Annotated in this window: 24 protein-coding genes; 17 read left to right on the top strand and 7 right to left on the bottom strand. The window is 72.7% G+C overall.

The genetic code is table 11. The features are described 5' to 3' along the window. The first annotated feature begins 149 nt into the window (after positions 1-149). The 6 genes from HJG45_RS18995 (at position 150) to HJG45_RS18970 (ending at position 5,260) form a co-directional block, all read left to right on the top strand. The gene (locus HJG45_RS18995; RefSeq protein ID WP_174890513.1) at positions 150-791 is read left to right on the top strand and encodes an outer membrane lipoprotein carrier protein LolA; all 642 of its coding nucleotides are present in this window, start codon (positions 150-152) and stop codon (positions 789-791) included. A 206-nt stretch (positions 792-997) separates the two neighbouring features. Then, positions 998-1,789, top strand: coding sequence for a gamma-glutamyl-gamma-aminobutyrate hydrolase family protein (locus HJG45_RS18990; protein ID WP_171613928.1), 792 nt, complete (start codon positions 998-1,000; stop codon positions 1,787-1,789). A gap of 597 nt (positions 1,790-2,386) precedes the next feature. Then, positions 2,387-3,073 carry a fumarylacetoacetate hydrolase family protein gene (locus HJG45_RS18985; RefSeq protein WP_171613926.1) on the top strand — a complete coding sequence of 229 codons (687 nt, stop codon included), beginning with the start codon at positions 2,387-2,389 and terminating at the stop codon, positions 3,071-3,073. 111 nt (positions 3,074-3,184) lie between these two features. Continuing rightward, positions 3,185-4,012 carry an exodeoxyribonuclease III gene (locus HJG45_RS18980; RefSeq protein WP_171614307.1) on the top strand — a complete coding sequence of 276 codons (828 nt, stop codon included), beginning with the start codon at positions 3,185-3,187 and terminating at the stop codon, positions 4,010-4,012. Between the two features lie 130 nt (positions 4,013-4,142). Continuing rightward, on the top strand, positions 4,143-4,817 hold the full coding sequence (tsaB, locus tag HJG45_RS18975; protein WP_171613924.1) for a tRNA (adenosine(37)-N6)-threonylcarbamoyltransferase complex dimerization subunit type 1 TsaB: 675 nt from the start codon (positions 4,143-4,145) through the stop codon (positions 4,815-4,817). Next, a complete protein-coding gene (locus tag HJG45_RS18970; protein ID WP_368040633.1) occupies positions 4,814-5,260 on the top strand; it encodes a GNAT family N-acetyltransferase in 447 nt (148 codons plus the stop codon). Before tsaB ends, HJG45_RS18970 begins: the two co-directional genes overlap by 4 nt. A gap of 52 nt (positions 5,261-5,312) precedes the next feature. Here HJG45_RS18970 and HJG45_RS28890 read toward each other — a convergent pair whose 3' ends face one another. Then, positions 5,313-5,660 (bottom strand): sulfurtransferase TusA family protein, encoded by a 348-nt coding sequence (locus HJG45_RS28890; RefSeq protein ID WP_171613922.1) that lies wholly within the window; start codon positions 5,658-5,660, stop codon positions 5,313-5,315. Here HJG45_RS28890 and HJG45_RS18960 point away from each other — a divergent pair. From HJG45_RS18960 to HJG45_RS18950, 3 genes are all read left to right on the top strand, one after another. Beyond that, positions 5,659-6,129, top strand: a complete 471-nt coding sequence (locus HJG45_RS18960) for a MucR family transcriptional regulator (protein WP_171613921.1) — start codon at positions 5,659-5,661, stop codon at positions 6,127-6,129. The two genes, HJG45_RS28890 and HJG45_RS18960, sit on opposite strands and share 2 nt — an antisense overlap. A 172-nt stretch (positions 6,130-6,301) precedes the next feature. Next, positions 6,302-6,799 carry a Fur family transcriptional regulator gene (locus HJG45_RS18955; protein WP_171613919.1) on the top strand — a complete coding sequence of 166 codons (498 nt, stop codon included), beginning with the start codon at positions 6,302-6,304 and terminating at the stop codon, positions 6,797-6,799. Then, positions 6,796-7,701 carry a GNAT family N-acetyltransferase gene (locus HJG45_RS18950; protein ID WP_171613917.1) on the top strand — a complete coding sequence of 302 codons (906 nt, stop codon included), beginning with the start codon at positions 6,796-6,798 and terminating at the stop codon, positions 7,699-7,701. The genes HJG45_RS18955 and HJG45_RS18950 overlap by 4 nt, the downstream gene beginning before the upstream one ends. A gap of 19 nt (positions 7,702-7,720) precedes the next feature. Here the strand turns inward: HJG45_RS18950 and HJG45_RS18945 are convergent, their stop codons facing one another. Further along, entirely contained in the window at positions 7,721-8,287 is a 567-nt protein-coding gene (locus HJG45_RS18945; RefSeq protein WP_171613915.1) for a carboxymuconolactone decarboxylase family protein, read from the bottom strand. Positions 8,288-8,427: 140 nt separating this feature from the next. Between HJG45_RS18945 and HJG45_RS29475 the strand changes: the two genes are divergently transcribed. The 8 genes from HJG45_RS29475 (at position 8,428) to HJG45_RS18905 (ending at position 14,312) form a co-directional block, all read left to right on the top strand. Further along, positions 8,428-8,721 carry an SH3-like domain-containing protein gene (locus HJG45_RS29475; protein WP_171613913.1) on the top strand — a complete coding sequence of 98 codons (294 nt, stop codon included), beginning with the start codon at positions 8,428-8,430 and terminating at the stop codon, positions 8,719-8,721. Further along, complete coding sequence (locus HJG45_RS29470) at positions 8,718-9,083, top strand: SH3-like domain-containing protein (protein WP_171613911.1); 366 nt, start codon at positions 8,718-8,720, stop codon at positions 9,081-9,083. The genes HJG45_RS29475 and HJG45_RS29470 overlap by 4 nt, the downstream gene beginning before the upstream one ends. A gap of 43 nt (positions 9,084-9,126) precedes the next feature. After that, complete coding sequence (locus tag HJG45_RS18930) at positions 9,127-9,726, top strand: nitrile hydratase subunit alpha (RefSeq protein ID WP_171613909.1); 600 nt, start codon at positions 9,127-9,129, stop codon at positions 9,724-9,726. A 105-nt stretch (positions 9,727-9,831) separates the two neighbouring features. Further along, on the top strand, positions 9,832-10,260 hold the full coding sequence (locus HJG45_RS18925) for a nuclear transport factor 2 family protein (RefSeq protein ID WP_171613907.1): 429 nt from the start codon (positions 9,832-9,834) through the stop codon (positions 10,258-10,260). 102 nt (positions 10,261-10,362) lie between these two features. Beyond that, positions 10,363-11,733 carry an MFS transporter gene (locus HJG45_RS18920; RefSeq protein ID WP_171613905.1) on the top strand — a complete coding sequence of 457 codons (1,371 nt, stop codon included), beginning with the start codon at positions 10,363-10,365 and terminating at the stop codon, positions 11,731-11,733. Between the two features lie 203 nt (positions 11,734-11,936). Further along, positions 11,937-12,839 carry a DUF2272 domain-containing protein gene (locus HJG45_RS18915; protein ID WP_254452636.1) on the top strand — a complete coding sequence of 301 codons (903 nt, stop codon included), beginning with the start codon at positions 11,937-11,939 and terminating at the stop codon, positions 12,837-12,839. After that, complete coding sequence (locus tag HJG45_RS18910; protein ID WP_171613903.1) at positions 12,836-13,954, top strand: NADH:flavin oxidoreductase/NADH oxidase; 1,119 nt, start codon at positions 12,836-12,838, stop codon at positions 13,952-13,954. The genes HJG45_RS18915 and HJG45_RS18910 overlap by 4 nt, the downstream gene beginning before the upstream one ends. A 61-nt stretch (positions 13,955-14,015) precedes the next feature. Further along, entirely contained in the window at positions 14,016-14,312 is a 297-nt protein-coding gene (locus HJG45_RS18905; RefSeq protein WP_171613901.1) for a DUF1330 domain-containing protein, read from the top strand. Positions 14,313-14,596: 284 nt separating this feature from the next. Here HJG45_RS18905 and HJG45_RS18900 read toward each other — a convergent pair whose 3' ends face one another. From HJG45_RS18900 to HJG45_RS18880, 5 genes are all read right to left on the bottom strand, one after another. Next, positions 14,597-15,340, bottom strand: a complete 744-nt coding sequence (locus tag HJG45_RS18900) for an SDR family NAD(P)-dependent oxidoreductase (protein WP_171613899.1) — start codon at positions 15,338-15,340, stop codon at positions 14,597-14,599. Between the two features lie 214 nt (positions 15,341-15,554). Then, positions 15,555-16,361, bottom strand: a complete 807-nt coding sequence (gene ccmI, locus HJG45_RS18895; RefSeq protein WP_171613897.1) for a c-type cytochrome biogenesis protein CcmI — start codon at positions 16,359-16,361, stop codon at positions 15,555-15,557. After that, positions 16,358-16,882: a cytochrome c-type biogenesis protein gene (locus HJG45_RS18890; RefSeq protein ID WP_408902027.1), complete on the bottom strand. Its 525-nt coding sequence runs from the start codon at positions 16,880-16,882 to the stop codon at positions 16,358-16,360. The genes ccmI and HJG45_RS18890 overlap by 4 nt, the downstream gene beginning before the upstream one ends. After that, positions 16,879-17,517: a DsbE family thiol:disulfide interchange protein gene (locus HJG45_RS18885; protein WP_171613895.1), complete on the bottom strand. Its 639-nt coding sequence runs from the start codon at positions 17,515-17,517 to the stop codon at positions 16,879-16,881. The genes HJG45_RS18890 and HJG45_RS18885 overlap by 4 nt, the downstream gene beginning before the upstream one ends. Further along, positions 17,514-19,478 carry a heme lyase CcmF/NrfE family subunit gene (locus HJG45_RS18880; RefSeq protein WP_171613893.1) on the bottom strand — a complete coding sequence of 655 codons (1,965 nt, stop codon included), beginning with the start codon at positions 19,476-19,478 and terminating at the stop codon, positions 17,514-17,516. The genes HJG45_RS18885 and HJG45_RS18880 overlap by 4 nt, the downstream gene beginning before the upstream one ends. Positions 19,479-19,636 lie beyond the last annotated feature (158 nt).

Here is a 19,636-nt window from a genome sequence, read left to right as displayed (position 1 = left end):
AACGCCTCAGGCCGTCACTCGTCACACAGCAGGCGCCGGAGGGGGAGTCACGCCCCTGTCACGCGGCTTCACGTTGCGACAATCTTCGCCATCCCTGGCGGGCGCTGCGGGGCTTTCCCGGCGGCGGCGCCCGGTCCACATGAGGGGTGATGCTGCGCCGATCCCTGCTCGCCCTTCCCACCCTGTTGCTGGCTCCGCCGGTCCTTGCCCCCGCGGCGCTTGCTCAGTCGCGGCCGCTCTCCGACCGCGACAGGGCCGATGTCGCCCGCGCCGAGGCCTGGCTGAACCGCCTGACCAGCCTGAAGGCGCGCTTCCTGCAGATCGCCCAGAACGGCGCCTCGGCCGAGGGCACGGGCTGGATCGTGCGGCCGGGCAAGATGCGCTTCGAATACGACCCGCCGGAGCCGCTGCTCCTCGTCGCCAGCTACGGCCAATTCTTCTACTTCGACCGCCAGCTCAGGCAGGCGACCACCCTGCCGATCGGCGCCACGCCGCTCGGCATGCTGATGCGCGACGACCTCCGCCTCTCGGGCGACGTCACTGTCAGCCGGGTGGAGCGGGGCGGCGGGATGCTGCGGATCACGCTGTTCCGCACCGGCCGCGCCGCCGAGGGGCAGCTCACCCTGGTCTTCGCCCAGGACCCGGTCGAGCTGCGGCAATGGGCCGTCGTCGACGCGCAGGGCCAGCAGACGCGCGTGACGCTGTCCCAGCCCGAATATGGCGGGCGCTTCCCCTCCATCCTCTTCGATTTCAACGACCCGCGCTTCCGCGAGGAGCTGGGGATCCAGTAGCCGCGGCGGGAGCCCTGCGCCGGTGCCGGCGCTGCCATGCGGCATTCCCTGGTCGGCGCCGCCGCGGGGCGCCTATCTCCGGTGCGGAGCGCTTGGCGGGGCCGTGATCAAGTCAAGGAAGCGGTCAGGGATTGGCGCGAAACCTGCATCACTATTCGCGCCGGCATCTTGATCGTGCCGCAATCGGGGATGAAGCTGGAACCGTGATGAAAGCGCTCATCGGTATTTCCTGCTGCATGAAGGCCTTCGGCATCTTCGCGACGCCGAACCACGCGGCCTCCGACAGCTATGTTCGCGTGGTGCTCGGCCCGGTCGGCGGCATCCCGGTGCTGCTGCCGGCGGCGGGTGAGGCGATGGCGCCGCAGATCCTGCCGCGGCTCGATGGCCTCATCCTCACCGGCAGCCGCTCGAATGTCTGCCCCGAATTCTATGCCGGGCCGCCGCATGCCGAGGGCACGCCGGAGGATCTGGCGCGCGACGCCACCACCCTGCCGCTGATCCGCGCCGCCATTGCGACGGGCGTGCCGCTGCTCGCCATCTGCCGCGGCTTCCAGGAGCTGAACGTGGCGCTCGGCGGCAGCCTCGACCAGCGGATCCAGGACCTGCCGGGCCGTATCGACCACTCGACCCCGGCCGACCAGCAGCTGCCGCGCATCCGCGTCGCCAAGGCGCATGGACTGCGGCTGCAGCCGGACAGCCTGGTGGCCGAGCTCGCCGGCCGCACCGAGCTGATGGTGAACTCCCTGCACAACCAGGGCATCGCCCGCCTGGCGCCGCGCCTGGTCGCCGAGGCCTGGGCGCCCGATGGCACCATTGAAGCTGTGCGTGTAAAAGATTCCATCAATTTCGCCTATGGCGTGCAGTGGCATCCGGAGTATGACTGGGAACGCGATCCGGTCAGCCGGGCGCTGTTCGAGCGCTTCGGCGAGGCAGCCGCCCGTTCCGCCGCCCGCCGGGCCGAGCCCCACCGGCAAGCGCTGGCGCAAGCGGCGGAATAGCAACATCCAATTGTCGGCTACCGCGGTTGCGGTTGTTTCCGGTCACAGTTACGCGACCTCTGGGCGATATGGCGGTCTCGCATGCCTGTGTCGCGCAAAGGCTTTTGCTTCTGCGCCCCGTCCTCGCTAATATCCACAGGCCAACCCGCCTATAATGGGTTGGTGGCCGAGGCCGGTTTCCCCTGCCGGCTCGCCCGACCTTTCCGATCGGAAGCAAGCAACAACGGCGCCCGGACACCCCCCTGTCCGGGCGCTTTTTTTTGCTTTTTGCCGTTTCTCCGCAAGTTAGCCGATCTACTTGATGTACGACGCCAAGTGAACCCCGCTTCTCGGGCAGAGCATTTCGGCACTGCCCCAGGACGGCCGGCCCTTCCGTTCGCGTCTGCCCCGCCGTCGCGGCGACCGCCGGCGTCGGCGGGCGGCGGCCTGGCCCGGCGTTTCCCGTGCTGGCGGCGGCAGGCTAAAGACTGCGACCGGCGCGGCGCGGCCGTCATGGATCGCCGCCGCGCCGGATCCCAGTCCCGGGCGACGTGACATTCCGGACGGCCGCGGCCGCTCCGGGGGCTCGCCGCCTCGCTTGCAGGAGTGCCACGCGGCATGTCCGATTACGTCATCGCCCCGCCGGTCATCGCCGCCCTGCCCATCAAGGGCAGCCAGCAGATGTTCCCGGTGCGCCGGATCTTCTGCGTCGGCCGCAATTACGCCGAGCACGCCATCGAGATGGGCAGCGACCCGACCCGCGAGCCGCCCTTCTACTTCACCAAGCCGGCCGATGCGCTGGTGGTGGCCGATGCGGACATGCCCTACCCGCCGATGACGAAGCAGCTCCACCACGAGATGGAGCTGGTGGTGGCGATCGGCGCGGCCGGCGCCGACATCCCCGTGGCCGAGGCGATGGGGCATGTCTGGGGCTATTGCGCCGGCCTCGACATGACGCGGCGCGACCTGCAGAACGAGGCCAAGAAGACCGGCCGCCCCTGGGACATGGGCAAGGGCTTCGACAATTCCGCGCCGATGGGCGCGCTGGTCCCGGCCAAGGGCGTCGACGTCTCGAAAGGCCGGATCGAGCTCAGGGTCAATGGCAAGGTGGTGCAGTCCTCCGACCTGTCGAAGCTGATCTGGTCGGTGCCGGAGGTGATCTCGAACCTCTCGCATCTCGTGCGCCTCGCGCCCGGCGACCTGATCATGACCGGCACGCCGGAGGGCGTGGCGGCGGTGCAGCGGGGCGACCTGCTGGAGGGCATCGTCGAGGGCGTGGGCGAGGTGCGCACGCGCATCGTCTGACGGCGCCGCCCGTGGGGCCTCGCCGCGGCAGGGCCTGTCCGGCCGGGGAAGGGCCAAGGGAAGGAGCCGGGAAGCATTGTGGCCGCTGCCGCTGGCGACTATGCCCTTCCCATGCCGACCCAGCACGCCGGGCGACCGCTCCGCATCGCCACCTGGAACATCAACTCCGTCCGGCTGCGCCGCGGCCTGCTGGCGGAGCTGGTGAAGGCGCTCGATCCGGACGTGCTCTGCCTGCAGGAGACCAAGTGCCCGGACGAGCTCTTCCCGCTCGAGGACATCCGCGCCTTCGGCTTCCCGCACATCGCCCATAAGGGCATGAAGGGCTACAACGGCGTCGCCATCCTCTCGCGGCTGCCCCTCACCGTGCGCGCCGAGGAGCCGGACTGGTGCCGCCGCGGCGACTGCCGGCACCTCGCCGTCTCGCTCGACGCGCCGGGCGGTCCGCTCGAGCTGCATGATTTCTACGTCCCGGCCGGCGGCGACCTGCCGGACCGCGAGGCCAATCCGAAATTCGCCCACAAGCTCGACTTCGTCGCCGAGGCCACCGCCTGGTCGGCGGCGCGCGGCGCCCGGCCGCGCAGCGTGCTGGTCGGCGACCTGAACATCGCGCCGCTCGAGCATGATGTCTGGAGCCACCGGCAGATGCTCGGCATCGTCTCGCACACGCCGGTCGAAGTCGAGGCGCTGACCGGCTGGATGCAGGCCGGTGCCTGGCACGACGCGCTGCGGCATTTCGTGCCGCCCTCCGAGAAGCTCTACACTTGGTGGTCCTACCGGGCGCGCGACTGGGAGGCCTCGGATCGTGGCCGCCGGCTGGACCATCTCTGGGTCAGCCCGGACCTCGCCGGCGCCTTGTCGCGTCACGCAGTGCTGAAGCCGGCGCGGGGCTGGCCGCAGGCCAGCGACCATGTGCCGGCCATGATCGAGCTTCTCCTGTAGTGACCTGCCCGCGCCGGCAGCGACATTGCCGATCATCGTCGCGTGCGATCTCATATCGTTCGTGACACGAAAGGCCCGTGGGCGATAGCATGTCGCTCCGGGTGAACGACCCGGCCCAGGAACCCGTCCGGTGTGGATTCTCGCCCTCGACGCCTCCCTTGCCCGTTGCTCGGCCGCCGTGCAGGCCGATGCCGCGATCCGCGCCCAGCACCTCCTCGATGCCGATCGCGGCCAGGCCGCGGCGCTGCCGCCGATGGCGCAGGCGGTGCTGCGCGAGGCCGGCATCGCCGCCACCGACCTCGATGCCGTCGCCGCCGTGGTCGGGCCTGGCAGCTTCACCGGTATCCGCGCCGCGCTCGCCCTGGCCCAGGGAGTCGCGCTCGCGGCCAGCCTGCCGGTGCTCGGGGTGACGACCGGGGAGGCGCTGGCGGCGGCGCTGCCCGCCGCGGCCCGGGCGGGCCGGAGCATCTGGTCGGTCGTCGACAACCGCCGGGGGCGGGTGGTGCTCGAACGCTTCGCTGCGGGGGCGTCGGCGGCGGAGGGGCTGCCCGAGGTGCATGCCATCGAGTCGCTGCCGCTGCCGGGCGGGCCGGTCATCCTGGTCGGCGACGCCGCCGAAGCGGTCGCTGCCGCGCTCGCGGCCCGTGGCGCCCAGGTGGAGGCGAGCGCCAGCCGCCAGCCGGAGGCCGCCGCGGTGGCGCGCGTCGCGGCGCTGCGCCTGACCGGCCGCCTGCCGCCCCTCGCGGCGCGGCCGCTTTATGTCGAGCCGCCGGCGGTGCGGCAGCCCCTCGCCAGCCCGGCGTGACGCCCGGGCCGGCCGGCGCGGCGGAGGCGGCGGCGCTCGCCGCGCTGCATGCCGAGGCTTTCCCGCCCGCCGAGGCCTGGGGGCCGGATGCGATCGCGCTGATGCTCGGCCTGCCCGGCGCCTTTGGGCTCTGGATCCCGGAGGCCGGCTTCGTGCTGGCCCGCGCGGCGGGCGGGGAGGCGGAGATCCTGACGCTCGCGGTGCGGCCGGCGGCGCGCCGACAGGGCCACGGCGCCCGCCTGCTCGCCGCGGCGCTGGCCGGGGCGGCGGCGCGCGGCGCGGCGGCGATGTTCCTCGAGGTCGCCGCGGGCAACGCGCCGGCGCAGGCGCTCTATGCCGGGCAGGGCTTCGCCGAGGTGGGCCGGCGGCGGCGCTACTATGCGGATGGGTCGGATGCGCTGGTGCTGCGCCGCGACCTGCAGCCGGCGCCTGCCAGGAAGTAACGGCCGTGCGGCGGCGCCGTGGATATTGCGGCCGGACGCAGCGAGACCGGCTTCAACCCTTGCGCAGCAGCAGCAGCATGGTGCCGTCGGCGAGCTCGCGCTCGGCCAGCACGGCATGGCCCTGCTCGCGCGCCGTGCGGGGCAGGTTGCGGCGGGGCTCCTCGCCGCGGAGGCGCAGCAGCAGGGTCTGGCCGCTCTGCATCCGATCGAGAGCGAGTCGGGTGCGCACGAAGGTCATTGGACAAGTGTCGGTGGTGATGTCCAGCTGATGATCGCTATTGAATTCTTGTTCGGCGATAGAGTCCAACGGAAGATGCCCTTTGAAACGCCGGAACGTATTGCGAAACCATGTGAGGGGGTAGTATAGCTCGCCCGCCGACAACGGGAAGATACGTCGCATGGCTGAAGATTCGCCCTCTGCCGACCTGCTGGGACTGACAGCCGAAATCGTCGCGGCTCATGTCTCTAACAATCCGGTGGCGTTGGGAGACCTCCCGAACCTCATCCAGGAGGTTTATCGTACGCTATCCTCTGTAGGACAGCCCGTGGCGAAGCCACAGCCCGAGCGTCCACAACCGGCGGTGCCGGTCAAGAAGTCGATTACACCCGAATACCTGGTGTGTCTGGAGGATGGGAAGAAGCTGAAGATGCTGAAGCGGCATCTCCAGACCTCTTACAACATGACCCCCGAGCAGTACCGGGAGCGTTGGGGCCTGGCGCCGGACTATCCTATGGTCGCGCCGAACTATGCCAAGCATCGCTCCTCGCTGGCCAAGAAGATCGGCCTCGGCACCAAGCCGCGCGGCCGCCCGGCCCGTGGGGCGCGGCGCGAGGCGGCGGCGGCCAACCCGGCGATGAAGGTCGGCTGAACCGGCCGACCGGCGCGCCCGGCCCTGGATCCGTCTCGCGCCCGGACCATCCTGGCCTGTCGCGCCTCCGCCATGGTGGCGAGCGGCGGGGGAGGCTATGGTCCCGGCCCTGAAGGAAACAAGGTGGCCGGTTCGCCGGCCATCGCGCATCAAAGGCCGAATCTGAAGCCGCATGGACACGCCCGCTTCCGCCGACCGCGAGGGCATCTCCCGAATCGAGAGGCTGTGCATCGAACGCGGCCTCAAGATGACCGGGCAGCGGCGCCTGATCGCCCGCGTCCTCTCCGAGAGCGCCGACCACCCGGATGTCGAGGAGCTGTACCGTCGCGCGCATGAGCGCGACAGCCACATCTCCATCGCCACCGTCTACCGGACCGTCCGGCTGCTCGAGGAGAAGGGAATCCTCGAGCGTCACGACTTCGGGGGCGGCCGCGCCCGCTACGAGCCCACCGAGCACGGGCCGCACCACCACCTGATCGATGTCGATACCGGCAAGGTGATCGAGTTCGCCGATGAGCGGCACGAGGTGCTGGCGCGCGAGATCGCCGCGCGGCTCGGCTTCGAACTCGTCGACCACCGGCTCGAACTGTTCGGCCGTCGCTTCCCGGACCCGGCGCCGGAGCCGGGCGCCGGCCGCCGCAAGCCGCGCAACGGGCGCGACCCGGCATGAGCAGCCTCGCCAGCGAGGCCGGGTTCGGCGAGCTGCGGGCGGGCAATCTCGGGGTCCGGCTCGCCGAGACCGAGGCCGAGATCGATGCCTCCCTCGCGCTCCGCTACCGCGTCTTCTACGAGGAGATGGGGGCGCATCCGGATGCCGCGACGCTGGCGAGCGGCCGCGACCGCGACGAGTATGACGCGGTCGCCGACCATCTGCTGGTGCTCGACCACGACCTCGGCGAGGGCGCCGCGGCGGTGGTCGGCACCTACCGGCTGATCCGCCGGCCCGCGGCGGCCCGGATCGGCCGCTTCTACTCGGCCGCGGAATACGACCTGCGGCCGCTGCTCGCCCTCAGCGGCGAGATCCTCGAGCTCGGCCGGTCCTGCGTCGATGCGCAGCACCGCACGCGCGGCAGCATGCAGCTGCTCTGGCGCGGCATCGCCGCCTATGTCTTCCACCACCGGATCGGGCTGATGTTCGGCTGCGCCAGCCTGCACGGCACCGATCTCGACGCCCTCGCGCCGGCGCTCACCTTCCTGCACACGCACCACCTGGCGCCGCTGGCGATCCGGCCGCGCGCCCTGCCCGAGCGCTACGTGCCGATGAACCGCCTCGATCCGGCGACGCTCGACCTGCGCGCGGTGGTGCAGGAGCTGCCGCCCCTGGTGAAGGGCTATCTGCGGCTCGGCGGCTTCGTCGGCGACGGCGCCGTCCTCGACCAGCAGTTCAACACCACCGATGTCTGCATCGTGGTGAAGACCGACCTGGTCACCGAGAAGTACGCCAAGCATTACGAGCGCCGGCATGTCGCCGACGGCCAGGACCATGTCAGCTTCCGCTCCGACATGAGCGCTCCGCCGGCGGGGCTGATGGGCGGCCCCATGCCGCGGGACATGGATCGCGACCCGCTCTGAGCCGGGCGCCCGGCGGCGCTCAACCCGGCTCGGGCACCGGCACGTCGAAGCCGTTCAGCGTGATCGAGACCAGACAATACAGGCCGACGAGATAGACCAGCTCGGCTGCCGCATCCTCGCCGAAGACCTCGACCCCCTGCTTCCAGATCAGCTCGGGCAGCGCCCCGCCCCCGACCAGGGCGGCGGCGATGTCATAGGCGACCGCTTCCTCCCGCGTCAGGTCGGCGGGCCGCTGGCCGGCAACGATGGTGGCGAGCTTCGCATCCGGCAGGCCGCGCTGCTCGGCCGCGATCACATGCGCGTAGAGCTCGTAGGCGGCGCGGAAATGCGCGCCGGTGACCAGGATGGCGACCTCGCGCACCGGCCGCGGCAGCGCGGTCTCGAAGGAGAGGGTCTTGGTCAGCTCCCAGATCGGCCCGCCGATCCGCGGCCAGCGAAGCCAGGGATTCCACGGCCCCATCAGCGCGCCATCCGGCGCGACGGTGGCGAAGCCTTTGAAGTTCTTGTCGATGCCGGCGCGCATATCGTCATAAAGCGGCTTCTGCGCGGCATCGAGCCGGTCGGGCGGGGTCAAGGGCAGGCGCATGGATCGGGGCTCCGGGCATGGGACCTGTCCGGGTAAACGCACGCCGCCGGCCTTTGCCGCATGGCAGCATGCATCCGGACCCGCCGCGGCGCCCCCAGGCCTGTTCCCAGGCCGGGCCGTCGCGGGTTAGCCTTTTCCCCATGAGCGACCCCGCACCGACCCCCGCCATCCACGACATGGGCGGCCTCAGCCGCTTCCGCTGCAGCGCGGTCGAGCGCGACGAGGCGCCGCCGGATGCCTTCGGCAAGCGGGTGGACGCGCTGCGCCAGATCCTGGCGCAGAAGGGGCTGATGACGGTGGACGAGCTGCGGCGCGGCATCGAGGCGATCCCGGAGCCGGAGTATTTCGCCCTTACCTATTACGAGCGCTGGCTGACCTCCATCACGGGCCTGATGCTGGAGAAGGGCGTGGTGACGCCGGAGGATCTGGCATGAGCGCCGATCCTGCCCCTGATCCTACCCCTCGCTTCGCGCCCGGCGCGCGGGTCCGCGTCCGGGATGCCTGGCCGGAGCGCCGCCGCCTGCCCTCCGGCGCCCCCTCCTGCCACATCCGCACGCCGCACTACCTGCGCGGGCGGGAGGGCGAGGTGCAGGCGGTGCTCGGCGCCTTCGCCAATCCCGAGGACCTCGCCTTCGCCCGCCCGGCGCCGCGGCGCCTCCTCTACCATGTGCTCTTCGCGCAGCCGCCGATCTGGCAGGAGGGCGGGGAGGGTGACACGCTGCTGGTCGAGATCTTCGAACATTGGCTGGAACCGGCCCCGGAATCGGCCGATGCGTCCGGCAAGGAGGCTGCGTGATGTCCGATGAACAGGCGGCTGCCCGCTCCCCCGGGAGGCCGGCATGAGCGCCCCGGCCCGCGCCGAGAGCCTCGCCCGGCTGGAGCGGCTGGTCGCCGCGCTGCGCGCCAAGGGCCTTGTCAGCGAGGAGGAGCTGGCGGCGATGCAGGCCCGCACCGACCGCGCCAGCCCTGAGATCGGCGCCCGCATGGTGGCCCGCGCCTGGCTCGACCCCACCTGGCGGGCGCTGCTGCTGCAGGACGGCGCCGCGGCGGCGGAGCGCATGGGCGTCTCCATGGCCGGCGCGCCGCCGCTCGGCGTGCTGGAGAACCGGCCCGGCCTGCATCACCTGGTCGTCTGCACCCTCTGCTCCTGCTATCCGCGCGCCGTGCTCGGCTACCCGCCGGGCTGGTACAAGAGCTTCGAGTACCGCTCGCGCGCGGTGCGGGACCCGCGCGGGGTGCTGGCGGAATGGGGCACCACGCTGCCGGCGGGAACCAAGGTCCGGGTGGTCGACAGCACGGCGGATTACCGCTGGATGGTGCTGCCGATGCGCCCCGAGGGCACCGAGGGCTGGTCCGAGGACCAGCTCGCGGCGCTGGTGACGCGCGATGCGCTGGTCGGCGTCGCGCTGCCGCAGGTCCCGGCCCGGGCGGCGGCCTGAGGGGAGGGCGCGGGGCGCCTGACGGGGCGGCGTAGCGGACTCGCCGCCGGCGGGCGGCAGGCCCGATCGCGGGGAACGCGGCGGGCGGCGGGAGGAGAGAGGGGCATGAGTGACGAACTGATGGCGCTGACGGCGCTGAGCCGCGCGCGGCAGGACGAGCTCTATGCCTGCTATGCCAGGGGCGACCGCGCCGCGGTCCTGGACGCCCTGGCCGAGGATGTCGTCTGGACCTCGGCCGCCTGCCCGGGCATCCCCTGGGGCGGTACGCATCGCGGCCGCGCCGGGGTCGAGGCCTTCTTCGCCGCGCTCGACGCCGCCCTCGCCGTCACCTCCTACACCGTGGAGCGGGTGATCGCCGACGGCGAATGGGTCACGGTGCTCGCCGAGGCGCGCGGCCGCGTGCATGCGACGGGGCGGGAGATCGTGCTGGCCAAGACCGACATCCTGCGCCTGCGCGATGGCCGTGTCCTCGAATTCCGCGAGCTCTACGACACCGCCGCCGTGCGGGACGCGCTGCAGGCGCCGCGCGCCTGATCCACGGCCGATGATGCATCATGGTGAGCGCAGGACGGTTTCACCTTCCTGCCCCTCGAACGCCGGGGCGTGGGTCGGGGCAGCGCCTCGCCAGGCCACGGCATGAACGAATCCGGCCCGCGCCCCTCGCTGCCCGTCGAGGCCGACGGCCTGCCCATGCCGCGTCGCCTCTGGGCGGTGGCGGCAGTCTCCGTCTCCATCGCCATCACCGTGCTCGACAGCTCGATGGTCAACATCGCGCTGCCCGGCATCGCCCGCACCCTCGGCATCTCGCCGGCGAGCGCGACCTGGTTGCTGAACGCCTATCAGCTCACCGTGGTGACGACGCTGCTGCCGCTCGCCTCGCTCGGCGAGACGCTCGGCTTCCGCCCGGTCTTCCTCTGCGGCTTCGCGCTGTTCGGCTTGGCCTCGCTCGGCTCGGCCCTGGCGCCGGATTTCGAGACGCTGCTCGCCTGCCGCATCCTGCAGGGTCTCGGCTCGGCGGCGGTGATGAGCCTGACGGCGGGGATGATCCGGCACATCTACCCGCTGCGGCTGCTCGGCCGCGCCATCGGCTTCAACGCCATGGTGGTCGCCGTCGCCGGCGCCTCGGCACCCTCGCTGGCCGCCGCCATCCTCACCGTGGCGCCCTGGCAGGCGCTGTTCGCGGTGCATGTGCCGGTAAGCCTTCTCGGCATCGCCATCGGCTGGCGCTCGCTGCCCGACCATGCCGGCAGCGGGCGGCGCTACGACTGGCCGAGCGCCTGCCTCAACGTCCTGACCTTCGGGCCGGTCTTCCTCGGCATCGACCTCATCCTGCACGCGACGCTGCCCGCCGTGCTGCTGGTCCTGCTCGGCCTTGCCTGCGGCACGGCGCTGGTGCGGCGCCAGCTCAGCCAGCCGGCGCCGCTGCTGCCGATCGACCTGCTGCGGATCCGGGTGATCGCCTTCTCCGTCGCCGCCTCCATCTGCGCCTTCTCCGCCTGGTATGCGAGCTATGTCTCGCTGCCCTTCCTGCTGCAGGGGGCGGGGATCAGCACGGCGGGCACCGGGCTGATCATGACGCCCTGGCCGCTCGGCATGGCCTTCGGCGCGCCGATCGCCGGCCGGCTCTCGGACCGCGTGCCGACCGCGCTGCTCTGCGCCTTCGGCATGGGGGCGATGGCGGTCGGGCTCGGCGTGGTGGCGAGCCTGCCGCTGCTCGGCAACGGGCTGATCATCGGCGCCATGATGGCGCTCTGCGGCGCCGGCTTCGGCTGCTTCTCGACGCCGAACAACCGCACCATGCTGAGCTCGGCGCCGAAGGCGCGGGCCGGCGGGGCGGGTGGGATGCAGGCCACGGCGCGGCTGCTCGGCACCACCCTCGGCACCACGGTGGTGGGGCTCTGCTTCCAGATCGCCGGGGCGGGCGGACCGCGCGTGGCGCTGCTCGTCGCCATCGGCTTCGCGCTGGCCGCCGGCGCGCTCAGCCTGACGCGGCGGCGGATGGGGTGAGGGTACGGGCAAAAAAAGGGGCCGGTGGTTGCCCACCGGCCCTAAGTGGCGATCCGTAGCCCGACCCCAGGTCGCGGCCAGGATCACTGGGAGGAGACGTCCAAGGCATCGCCTGAACATCCATACTATGGTTCACTCACATTTGAGTGAAAAGAAGATTCTTATGACAACGAAGTAAGCCGGTGCGCGGACGGTTCATGGCGATGGTGCAGCATTCTGATGAAGGCGGCGACGCAGCCGGGGCCGGTCCGGTCGGTGCCCGGCGCGGCCGCGTCGCCCCCTTCGCCGGCCTGGCGCGGCTGGCGCAGGCGCTGCTCGCGGCCTGCATCCTCGCCGCCTGCGCCGGCGCCCCGGTGCCAGTGCCGCCGCTCGCCTACCCGCCGGCGGCGCGGGAGCGGATGCTGCGCGTCGCCCTGGCGGAATGGGCGGAATGGGGGCGGATCGAGGTCACAGCCGGCGAGCACCCGCCGACATGGCATGCCGAGAGCGATCCGGCCAACTTCCCCCGCATCCTCGCCTATTGGCGCGCCGTGCCGCAGGATGAGGGGGCGATCGCGCTGAACCGCCGCCGCTACGCCGCGGCCCTGGCCGGGCAGCCGGAGGGCCTGCGCCTCTGGCAGGATCCCTACTGGTCGGCGGCCTTCGTCAGCTACGTCATGCTGGCCGCCGGCATCGACCGGCGGGAATTCCCGCCCAATGCCGCGCATTCCGCCTATGTCGACGCGCTGATCGCCGACGCCCTCCGCTACCCTGAGACGGCGCTCTTCCTGCCGCGCTCGCCGCAGGAGATCGCGCCGCAGCCGGGCGACCTGCTCTGCGCCGATCGCGGCCGCAACCCGATCCTGGACTGGCGGCAGCGCGCCGCCGATGCCGGCCGCTTCCGGCCCATGCATTGCGACATCGTCGTCGAGGCCGGCCCTGGCCATGTGGACGCGATCGGCGGCAATGTGCTGGATGCCGTGACCCGCACCCGCTTCGCCGCGGATGCGGCGGGCATCCTCCATCCCGCACCGCCGGGCGCGCCGGTGTTCTTCGCCGTGTTCGAGAACCGCCTCGGCCGCCTGCCCCCCTGGAGCGGACCGCCCCTCAGGAGCGAGACACCATGACCGACCTGTTCGAGCCGCTGACCCTGCGCGGTGTGACGCTGCGCAACCGCATCGGCGTCTCCCCGATGTGCATGTATTGCTGCGGCGGCGATGGCAAGCCGACCGAGTGGCACCTGCAGCACCTCCTCTCCCGCGCCGTCGGCGGCGCCGGGCTGGTGATGACCGAGGCGGCGGCGGTGACGCCGGAGGGGCGGATCTCGCCCGACGACCTCGGCATCTGGGGCGACCAGCACCTGCCGGGCCATGCGCGGCTGGCGGGCGGCATCGCCGCGCTCGGCGCGGTGCCGGCCATCCAGCTCGCCCATGCCGGGCGGAAGGCGAGCCGCAACGCCCCCTGGCTGCATGGGCCGGCGCCGGCGGCGAAGGGCTGGACGCCGCTCGCCCCCTCGGCCGAGGCCTTCGGCGACTATGCCGTGCCGCGCGCCATGACCGAGGCGGAGATCCTCTCGACCATCGAGGCCTTCGCCGCCGCGGCGAAGCGCAGCGTCGCGGCCGGCTACCGCTTCATCGAGCTGCATGCGGCGCATGGCTATCTCGGCCACCAATTCCTCTCGCCGCTCTCCAACCGCCGCAACGATGCCTGGGGCGGCGATTTCGATGGCCGCGCCCGCTTCGTGCTGGAGATGACGCGGGCGGTGCGCGCCGCCATCCCGGACGCGGTGGCGCTCTGCGTCCGCGTCTCGCACACCGACTGGGTGGCGGGCGGCTGGACGACGGAGGAGACGGTCGAGCTCTCCCGCCGGCTGCGGGCGCTCGGCGTCGATATGGTCGATGTCTCCTCCGGCGGGTTGCATCCCGACCAGAAGATCGCGCTCGGCCCGGGCTACCAGGTGCCGGGGGCGCAGGCGGTGCGGCAGGGGGCGGGGCTGCCGGTCGCGGCGGTCGGCATGATCACCGAGCCGGCGCAGGCCCAGGCGATCCTCGCCGAGGGGCGGGCCGACCTGATCCTGCTGGCCCGCGCCCTGCTGCGCGATCCCTACTGGCCGCTGCATGCCGCGGCGGCGCTCGGCCGCACCCGGGCGCTGGCGGTGCCGCCGCAATACGAGCGCGGCTGGAACACGCTCGGCGCCATGGAGCGGGACGACGATCTCGCCGAGGCGATGCCAGCGCTGTAGCGGCGGGCGGGCGGGTCGGGCAGCATGCCCGGGGAGGAAAAGGTCCAGGGAGGAGCCCGCCATGCCCGCCTATCTCATCGCCTCGATCAAGGTCACCGATCCCGAGGGGTTCGGCGAGTATGTCCGCCAGGTCCGCCCGATGGTGGCGTGCTTCGGCGGCCGCTACCTGGTCGGTGGCAGCGCGTTCGATGCGGTCGAGGGAGAACCGGCTCCCGACGTGCTGGCGGTGCTGGAATTCGCCGACATGCCGGCGCTGCGCGCCTTCTACGACAGCGCCGACTACGCGCCGCTGCTGACGCTGCGGCAGGCCTCCACGGTTTCGCACGTCGTCTTGGCGGATGGGGTGCCGGCGCGCTGAGCCGCGGCGCGGGGCAGGGCAGGAGACGAGGCTGCCCGCCTGCCTGCTGGCCCATCTCCGGGGGCGCGACCCGGTGAAGTTCGCCGAGTCCCGCGACACGGTGGCGCCGAGGATCGCCCCTTCGGCGGCCCTTCCCTGATCCGCAGCCCCGACTACGCCTCGCTCGTCGCCCTGCGCCTCCCGTTGTCCTGCCGAGGCTTTGCCTCGGCAGGCTGTGACGTATCCTGGACCCGGGGCGAATCACGAGGCCCCCACGACGGCGCGCAGGGGCGTCGTGGGAGATGCTATAGCATCTGCCCGCCATCGACGATGATGGTCTGCCCCGTCACCCAGCGCGCGGCGGGGGAGGCGAGGAACATCACCACCTCCGCCACCTCATCCGGCGTGCCGAGCCGGCCGAAGGGAATGCCCGCCAGGATGGCGTTGTAGAGCTTCGGGTCGCTGCTCTTGCGCGCCTCCCAGGAGCCGCCGGGGAATTCGATGCTGCCCGGCGCCACGGCATTGGCGCGGATGCCCTTCGGCGCATACATCGCCGCCTGGCTCTGGGTGTAGTTGACCAGCAGCGCCTTCACCGCCGCATAGGCGGGCGTGCGGATGCTCGGCCGGAAGCCGGAGATCGACGAGACGTTGACGATGCAGCCGCGGCTCGCCTCGAGTCGGGGCAGGGCGGCATGCGTCGCCCGCACCGTCGCCATGACATCCACCGAAAGCCCCTGCGCCCAGTGCTCCTCGGTATCCTGGCTGCCGAAGCCGGAGGCGTTGTTCACCAGCACGTCGATGCCGCCCAGCGCCTCGCCCGCCGCCGTGACATAGGCGCGCACCGCGGCGGCGTCGCCGAGGTCGCAGGCCGCCGCATGCGCCGGGACGCCGAGCGCCGCGATCTCGCCCCGCACCGCCTCCAATGGCCCGGCGGTGCGGGCGCAGACCGAGACCGCCGCTCCTGCCCCGGCGAAGCCGAGCGCGATCGACCGGCCGATGCCGCGGCTGCCGCCGCAGACGACGACGCGCTTGCCCTGGAATGCCTGCATGCTCCGCTCCTTCCGGATGTCCCGCTGCAGGCTGGCCGATGCCGCCCCGGCCGCAAAGCCCATCCGGGCTATCGGTGCCGATCCCGGCGCCCGTTGCCCCCATCGCCTCCCGTTGCCTGCCGCGGCTTCGCCGCTTCAGGCTGTGACGGATCTGGCCCATGGCGCGGATCCCAGAATCCCCGCGAAGACGCGCAGCGGCGTCGTGGGGAATATCCTAAGGCAGTGTGCTCAGCCGCCGCTCGACCATGGCGCGCCAGGGCGCATCGGGCGGCGCGTCTGCCAGCAGCGCCCGCCAGGCCGCCTTGGCGCTTTCCGGCCGGCCGGCCTGCGCCTCGGCCAACCCGGCCAGGAAGCGCAAGCCGACATGGCCCGGCGCCCGTGGCAGGGCGGCGGCGAGCAGGTCACGCGCCTCCTCGCTGCGGCCTTCCTCCAGCAGCACCTGGGCGAGCTGGCCGGTCAGGTCGGCATCGAACCCCGCGGCCAGAGCCTTGCGATAGGCCTCGGCGGCGGCGGCGAGGTGGCCGCGGCCGCGCTCGGCATTGGCGAGCAGCGCCCAGCCATCCCGCGCCTGGGGGCTGTCGGGCGGCAGCTGCGCCAGGCGCGCGCGCAGATCGTCGAGCAGCCGGTCGTCGCGCGTCGTGATCTCATGCCGCAGCGCATAGGGGGCCGAGGGCATCTCCGGGATGCCGCTGCGCAGATAAAGGCCGAGGGCGAGGGCGGGCACCGCGACCAGCGCCGCCGCCAGCACCCAGCGGCTGCGCCGGTCCTCCATCAGGCCCGTCTCCGCCGGGGCGGCGAGCAGCCGGCGCTGCACCTCGAGCACCGCGGCGCGGTGCGCCGCCTCGTCGAGCCGCCCCGCCTCCTTCTCCCGCCCGAGCTCGGCGAGCTGGGCGCGGTAGAGGGCGAGATCGGCCTCGCGCCGGCCGCGGGCGCGGGGCGGGCCGCGCAGGGTCGCGGCAAGCGGCAGCAGCGCGGCCACGGCCAGCAGGCCGAGGGCCAGCCAGACAGCGAGGCCGCTCACCGCCCGCCGCCATCCTCGAGGGCCTGCAGCCGGGCCCGTTCCGCCGCCGAGAGCTCGGGCGTGGCCTCGGCCCCCCCTCCTGGCATCGCGGCGCGCTGGCGGCGGCGCATGGCGAGGATCATGCCGAGGCCGAGGCCGAGGGCGATCGCCGGCATGCCCCAGAGGGGCCAGGTCTCCGGCTTCACCGGCGGCCGCAGCAGCACGAAATCGCCGTAGCGGGCATGCAGGTAGTCCATGATCTCGGCATCGCTGCGCCCGGCCGCGACCTGCTCGCGCACGATGTGGCGCAGGTCGCGGGCGAGGTCGGCATCGCTGTCCTCGATGGACTGGTTCTGGCAGACCATGCAGCGGAGCTCGCGGCCGATCTCCCGCGCCCGCTCCTCCTGCGCCGGATCGGGCAGCATCGCGGCGGGGTCGCCGACCGCAGCGCTTGCCGGCGCGATGGCGGCGAGGGCGAGGCCCATCGCCAGGAGCAGGCCGGGCCCGAGGCGCCGCAGGGTGGGGAGGCGAATGCCGGTCATGCGTAGCGGCGCAGCAGCGGCTGCAGCTCCTGCGACAGGGTGTCCTCGGTCAGCGGCCCGGCCCAGCGCCAGCGGATGATCCCCTGCCGGTCGATCAGATAGGTCTCCGGCACGCCGTACAGCCCCCAGTCGATGGCGACGCGCCCCGGCTGGTCGACGCCGAGCCGGGCATAGGGCGTGCCGTGCCGTTGCAGGAAGGCGAGGCTGTCGGCCGGCTTGTCCTTGTAGGCGACGCCGAAGATGGGCACGCCCTCGCGCGCCAGGCGGGTGAGCTGCGGATGCTCGATCAGGCAGGGCACGCACCAGGAGGCGAAGAAGTTCACCAGCACCGGCCGCCCCTGGCCGCGCAGGTCGGTGGCGGCGAGGCCGGGGCGGTCGGTGCCCTCCAGCGGCGGCAGGGTGAAATCGGGCGCCGGCTGGCCGATGAGGGCCGAGGGCACGCCCTTCGGGTCGTAGCTGCCGCTGCCGAGGCCGCGCAGCATGGCGTAGAAGCCGGCCCCGGCGGCGACGGCGGCGGCAAAGGGGGCGAGCAGCAGCAGCCGGCGGCGGGAGGGCGCGGCGCCCGATGGGGCCTCTGGTGCGGCCCCTGGCGCGGTATCCGGCGCGGCGGCGCCGCGGTCCCCGACCGTGCTCATGCCCGTGCCCCGGCGCCGGCCGCCCGGGCGGCGGGGGCCGAGACCCGCATGCGGCGGTCGCTGAGCGAGAGGCCGCCGCCGAGCGCCATGATGGCGCCGCCGATCCAGATCCAGGGGGCGAGCGGGTTGTGGTGCAGCCGCAGCACCGCGCCGCCCTCGCGTTCCTCGCCCAGCACGGCGTAGAGATCGGCGAGGCCGGTGGTGTGGATCGCCGCCTCGCTCGTCGTCATGCGCCCGACCGGGAAGCTGCGTTTGTCGGGCTCCAGCACCGCGACCAGCCGGTCGCCGTCCCGCACCTCGACCCGCGCCCGCCGCGCCGTCCAGTTCGGCCCCTGCACGGTGGTGATGCCGGTGAGCCGGTAGTCGAGCCCGGCGAGGACGACCGATTCGCCCGGCTTGAGCAGCGCCAGCCGGTCGGTCGCCAGCCCCATGCCGGCCAGGCCGAGGATGGTGACGCCGAGCCCGGCATGCGCCAGCGCCCCGCCCCAGGCGGCGCGCGGCAGGCCGCGGGCGCGCGACCAGGCGGCGCGCGGCCGGCTGAACAGCGCGGTGCGGTCGGCGAGATCGGCCAGGGCCGCGGCGATCAGCCAGAGCCCGGCGCAGGCGCCGAGCGCCGGGCCGAGCCGCTGCCCCTCGAGCGCGAGGCAGGCCAGGAAGCCGGCCAGCCCGGCCAGCGCCGCCCACCACAGCCGCTGCAGCACCGGCCAGAACCGCGCCCGCTTCCAGGGCATCACCGGCCCGAGCCCCATGGCGCCGATCAGCGGCACGGCCAGCGGCAGGGTGGCGGTGTCGAAGAAGGGCGGGCCGACCGAGATCTTCTCCTTGAGGATCAGGTCGGCGAACATCGGGTACAGGGTGCCGGCCAGGACCACCGCAGCGATCGAGCAGAGCAGCAGGTTGTTCAGCACCAGCGCGCCCTCGCGCGAGAGCGGGGCGAAGATGCCGGTGGGCGTCAGCGCCGCGGCCCGCCAGGCGAAGAGCAGGAAGCCGCCGCCGATGAAGGCGGCGAGCAGGCCGAGGATGAAGATGCCGCGCGCCGGATCGTTGGCGAAGGCGTGCACGCTGGTCAGCACGCCCGAGCGCACCAGGAAGGTGCCGAGCAGGCTCATGCCGAAGGCGAGCAGGGCGAGGAAGACAGTCCAGGTCTTCAGCGCCTCCCGCTTCTCGACCACGACGGCGCTGTGCAGCAGGGCGCAGCCGGCGAGCCAGGGCAGCAGGGAGGCGTTCTCCACCGGGTCCCAGAACCAGTAGCCGCCCCAGCCCAGCTCGTAATAGGCCCACCAGGAGCCGAGGGCGATGCCGAGGGTGAGGAAGCTCCAGGCCGCCAGCGCCCAGGGGCGCACCCAGCGGCCCCAGGCGGCGTCGACGCGGCCCTCGATCAGCGCCGCGACGGCGAAGGCATAGGTGACGGCGAAGCCGACATAGCCGAGGTAGAGCAGCGGCGGATGGAAGGCGAGGCCGGGATCCTGCAGAACCGGGTTCAGCCCCTGGCCATCGGGTGCCGGCGGCCAGACGCGGTCGAAGGGGTTCGAGGTCGCCAGGATGAAGCCGAGGAAGCCGGCGGCGATCAGCGCCAGCACCGCCAGCACCCGCGCCTGCAGCGCCGAGGGCAGGTTGCCGCCGAAGCCGGCGACGGCGCCGCCGCAAAGGGCGAGGATGAGCACCCAGAGGACCATCGAGCCCTCGTGGTTCCCCCAGGTGCCGCTGATCTTGTAGAGCAGCGGCTTCGCCGAATGGCTGTTCTGCACCACATTGGCCACCGTGGTGTCGTTCGCTACATAGGCCCAGACGAGGCAGGCGAAGGCGGCGCCGACCGCGATCAGGATGCCGGCGGCGAGCGGCCCGGTCGCCGCCATCAGCCGCGCCTCGGCGCGCTGCGCTCCCCAGAGGCCGAGCCCCACCTGGGCGAGCGACAGGGCGAGGGCGAGGGCGAGGGCGAAATGCCCCAGTTCCGGAATCACGCCATGGCTCCTGGGTGGGCTGTGTTCGGGCTCACGAGCCGCTCCGTGGTGCTGGCGCGGCATTGGGCTGGTTGACCTCGAGGGTGTTCCAGGTGGCGGCGGCGGGGGGTGGTCCCTCGGCTGGGTTCCAGTGGCCGCTCCGCTTCAGCGCCTCGGCG

The organism is Roseicella sp. DB1501, from assembly GCF_013112485.1.
In the GTDB taxonomy this organism is placed as follows: domain Bacteria; phylum Pseudomonadota; class Alphaproteobacteria; order Acetobacterales; family Acetobacteraceae; genus Paracraurococcus.
This window is presented reverse-complemented; position numbering and strand designations above follow the sequence as displayed.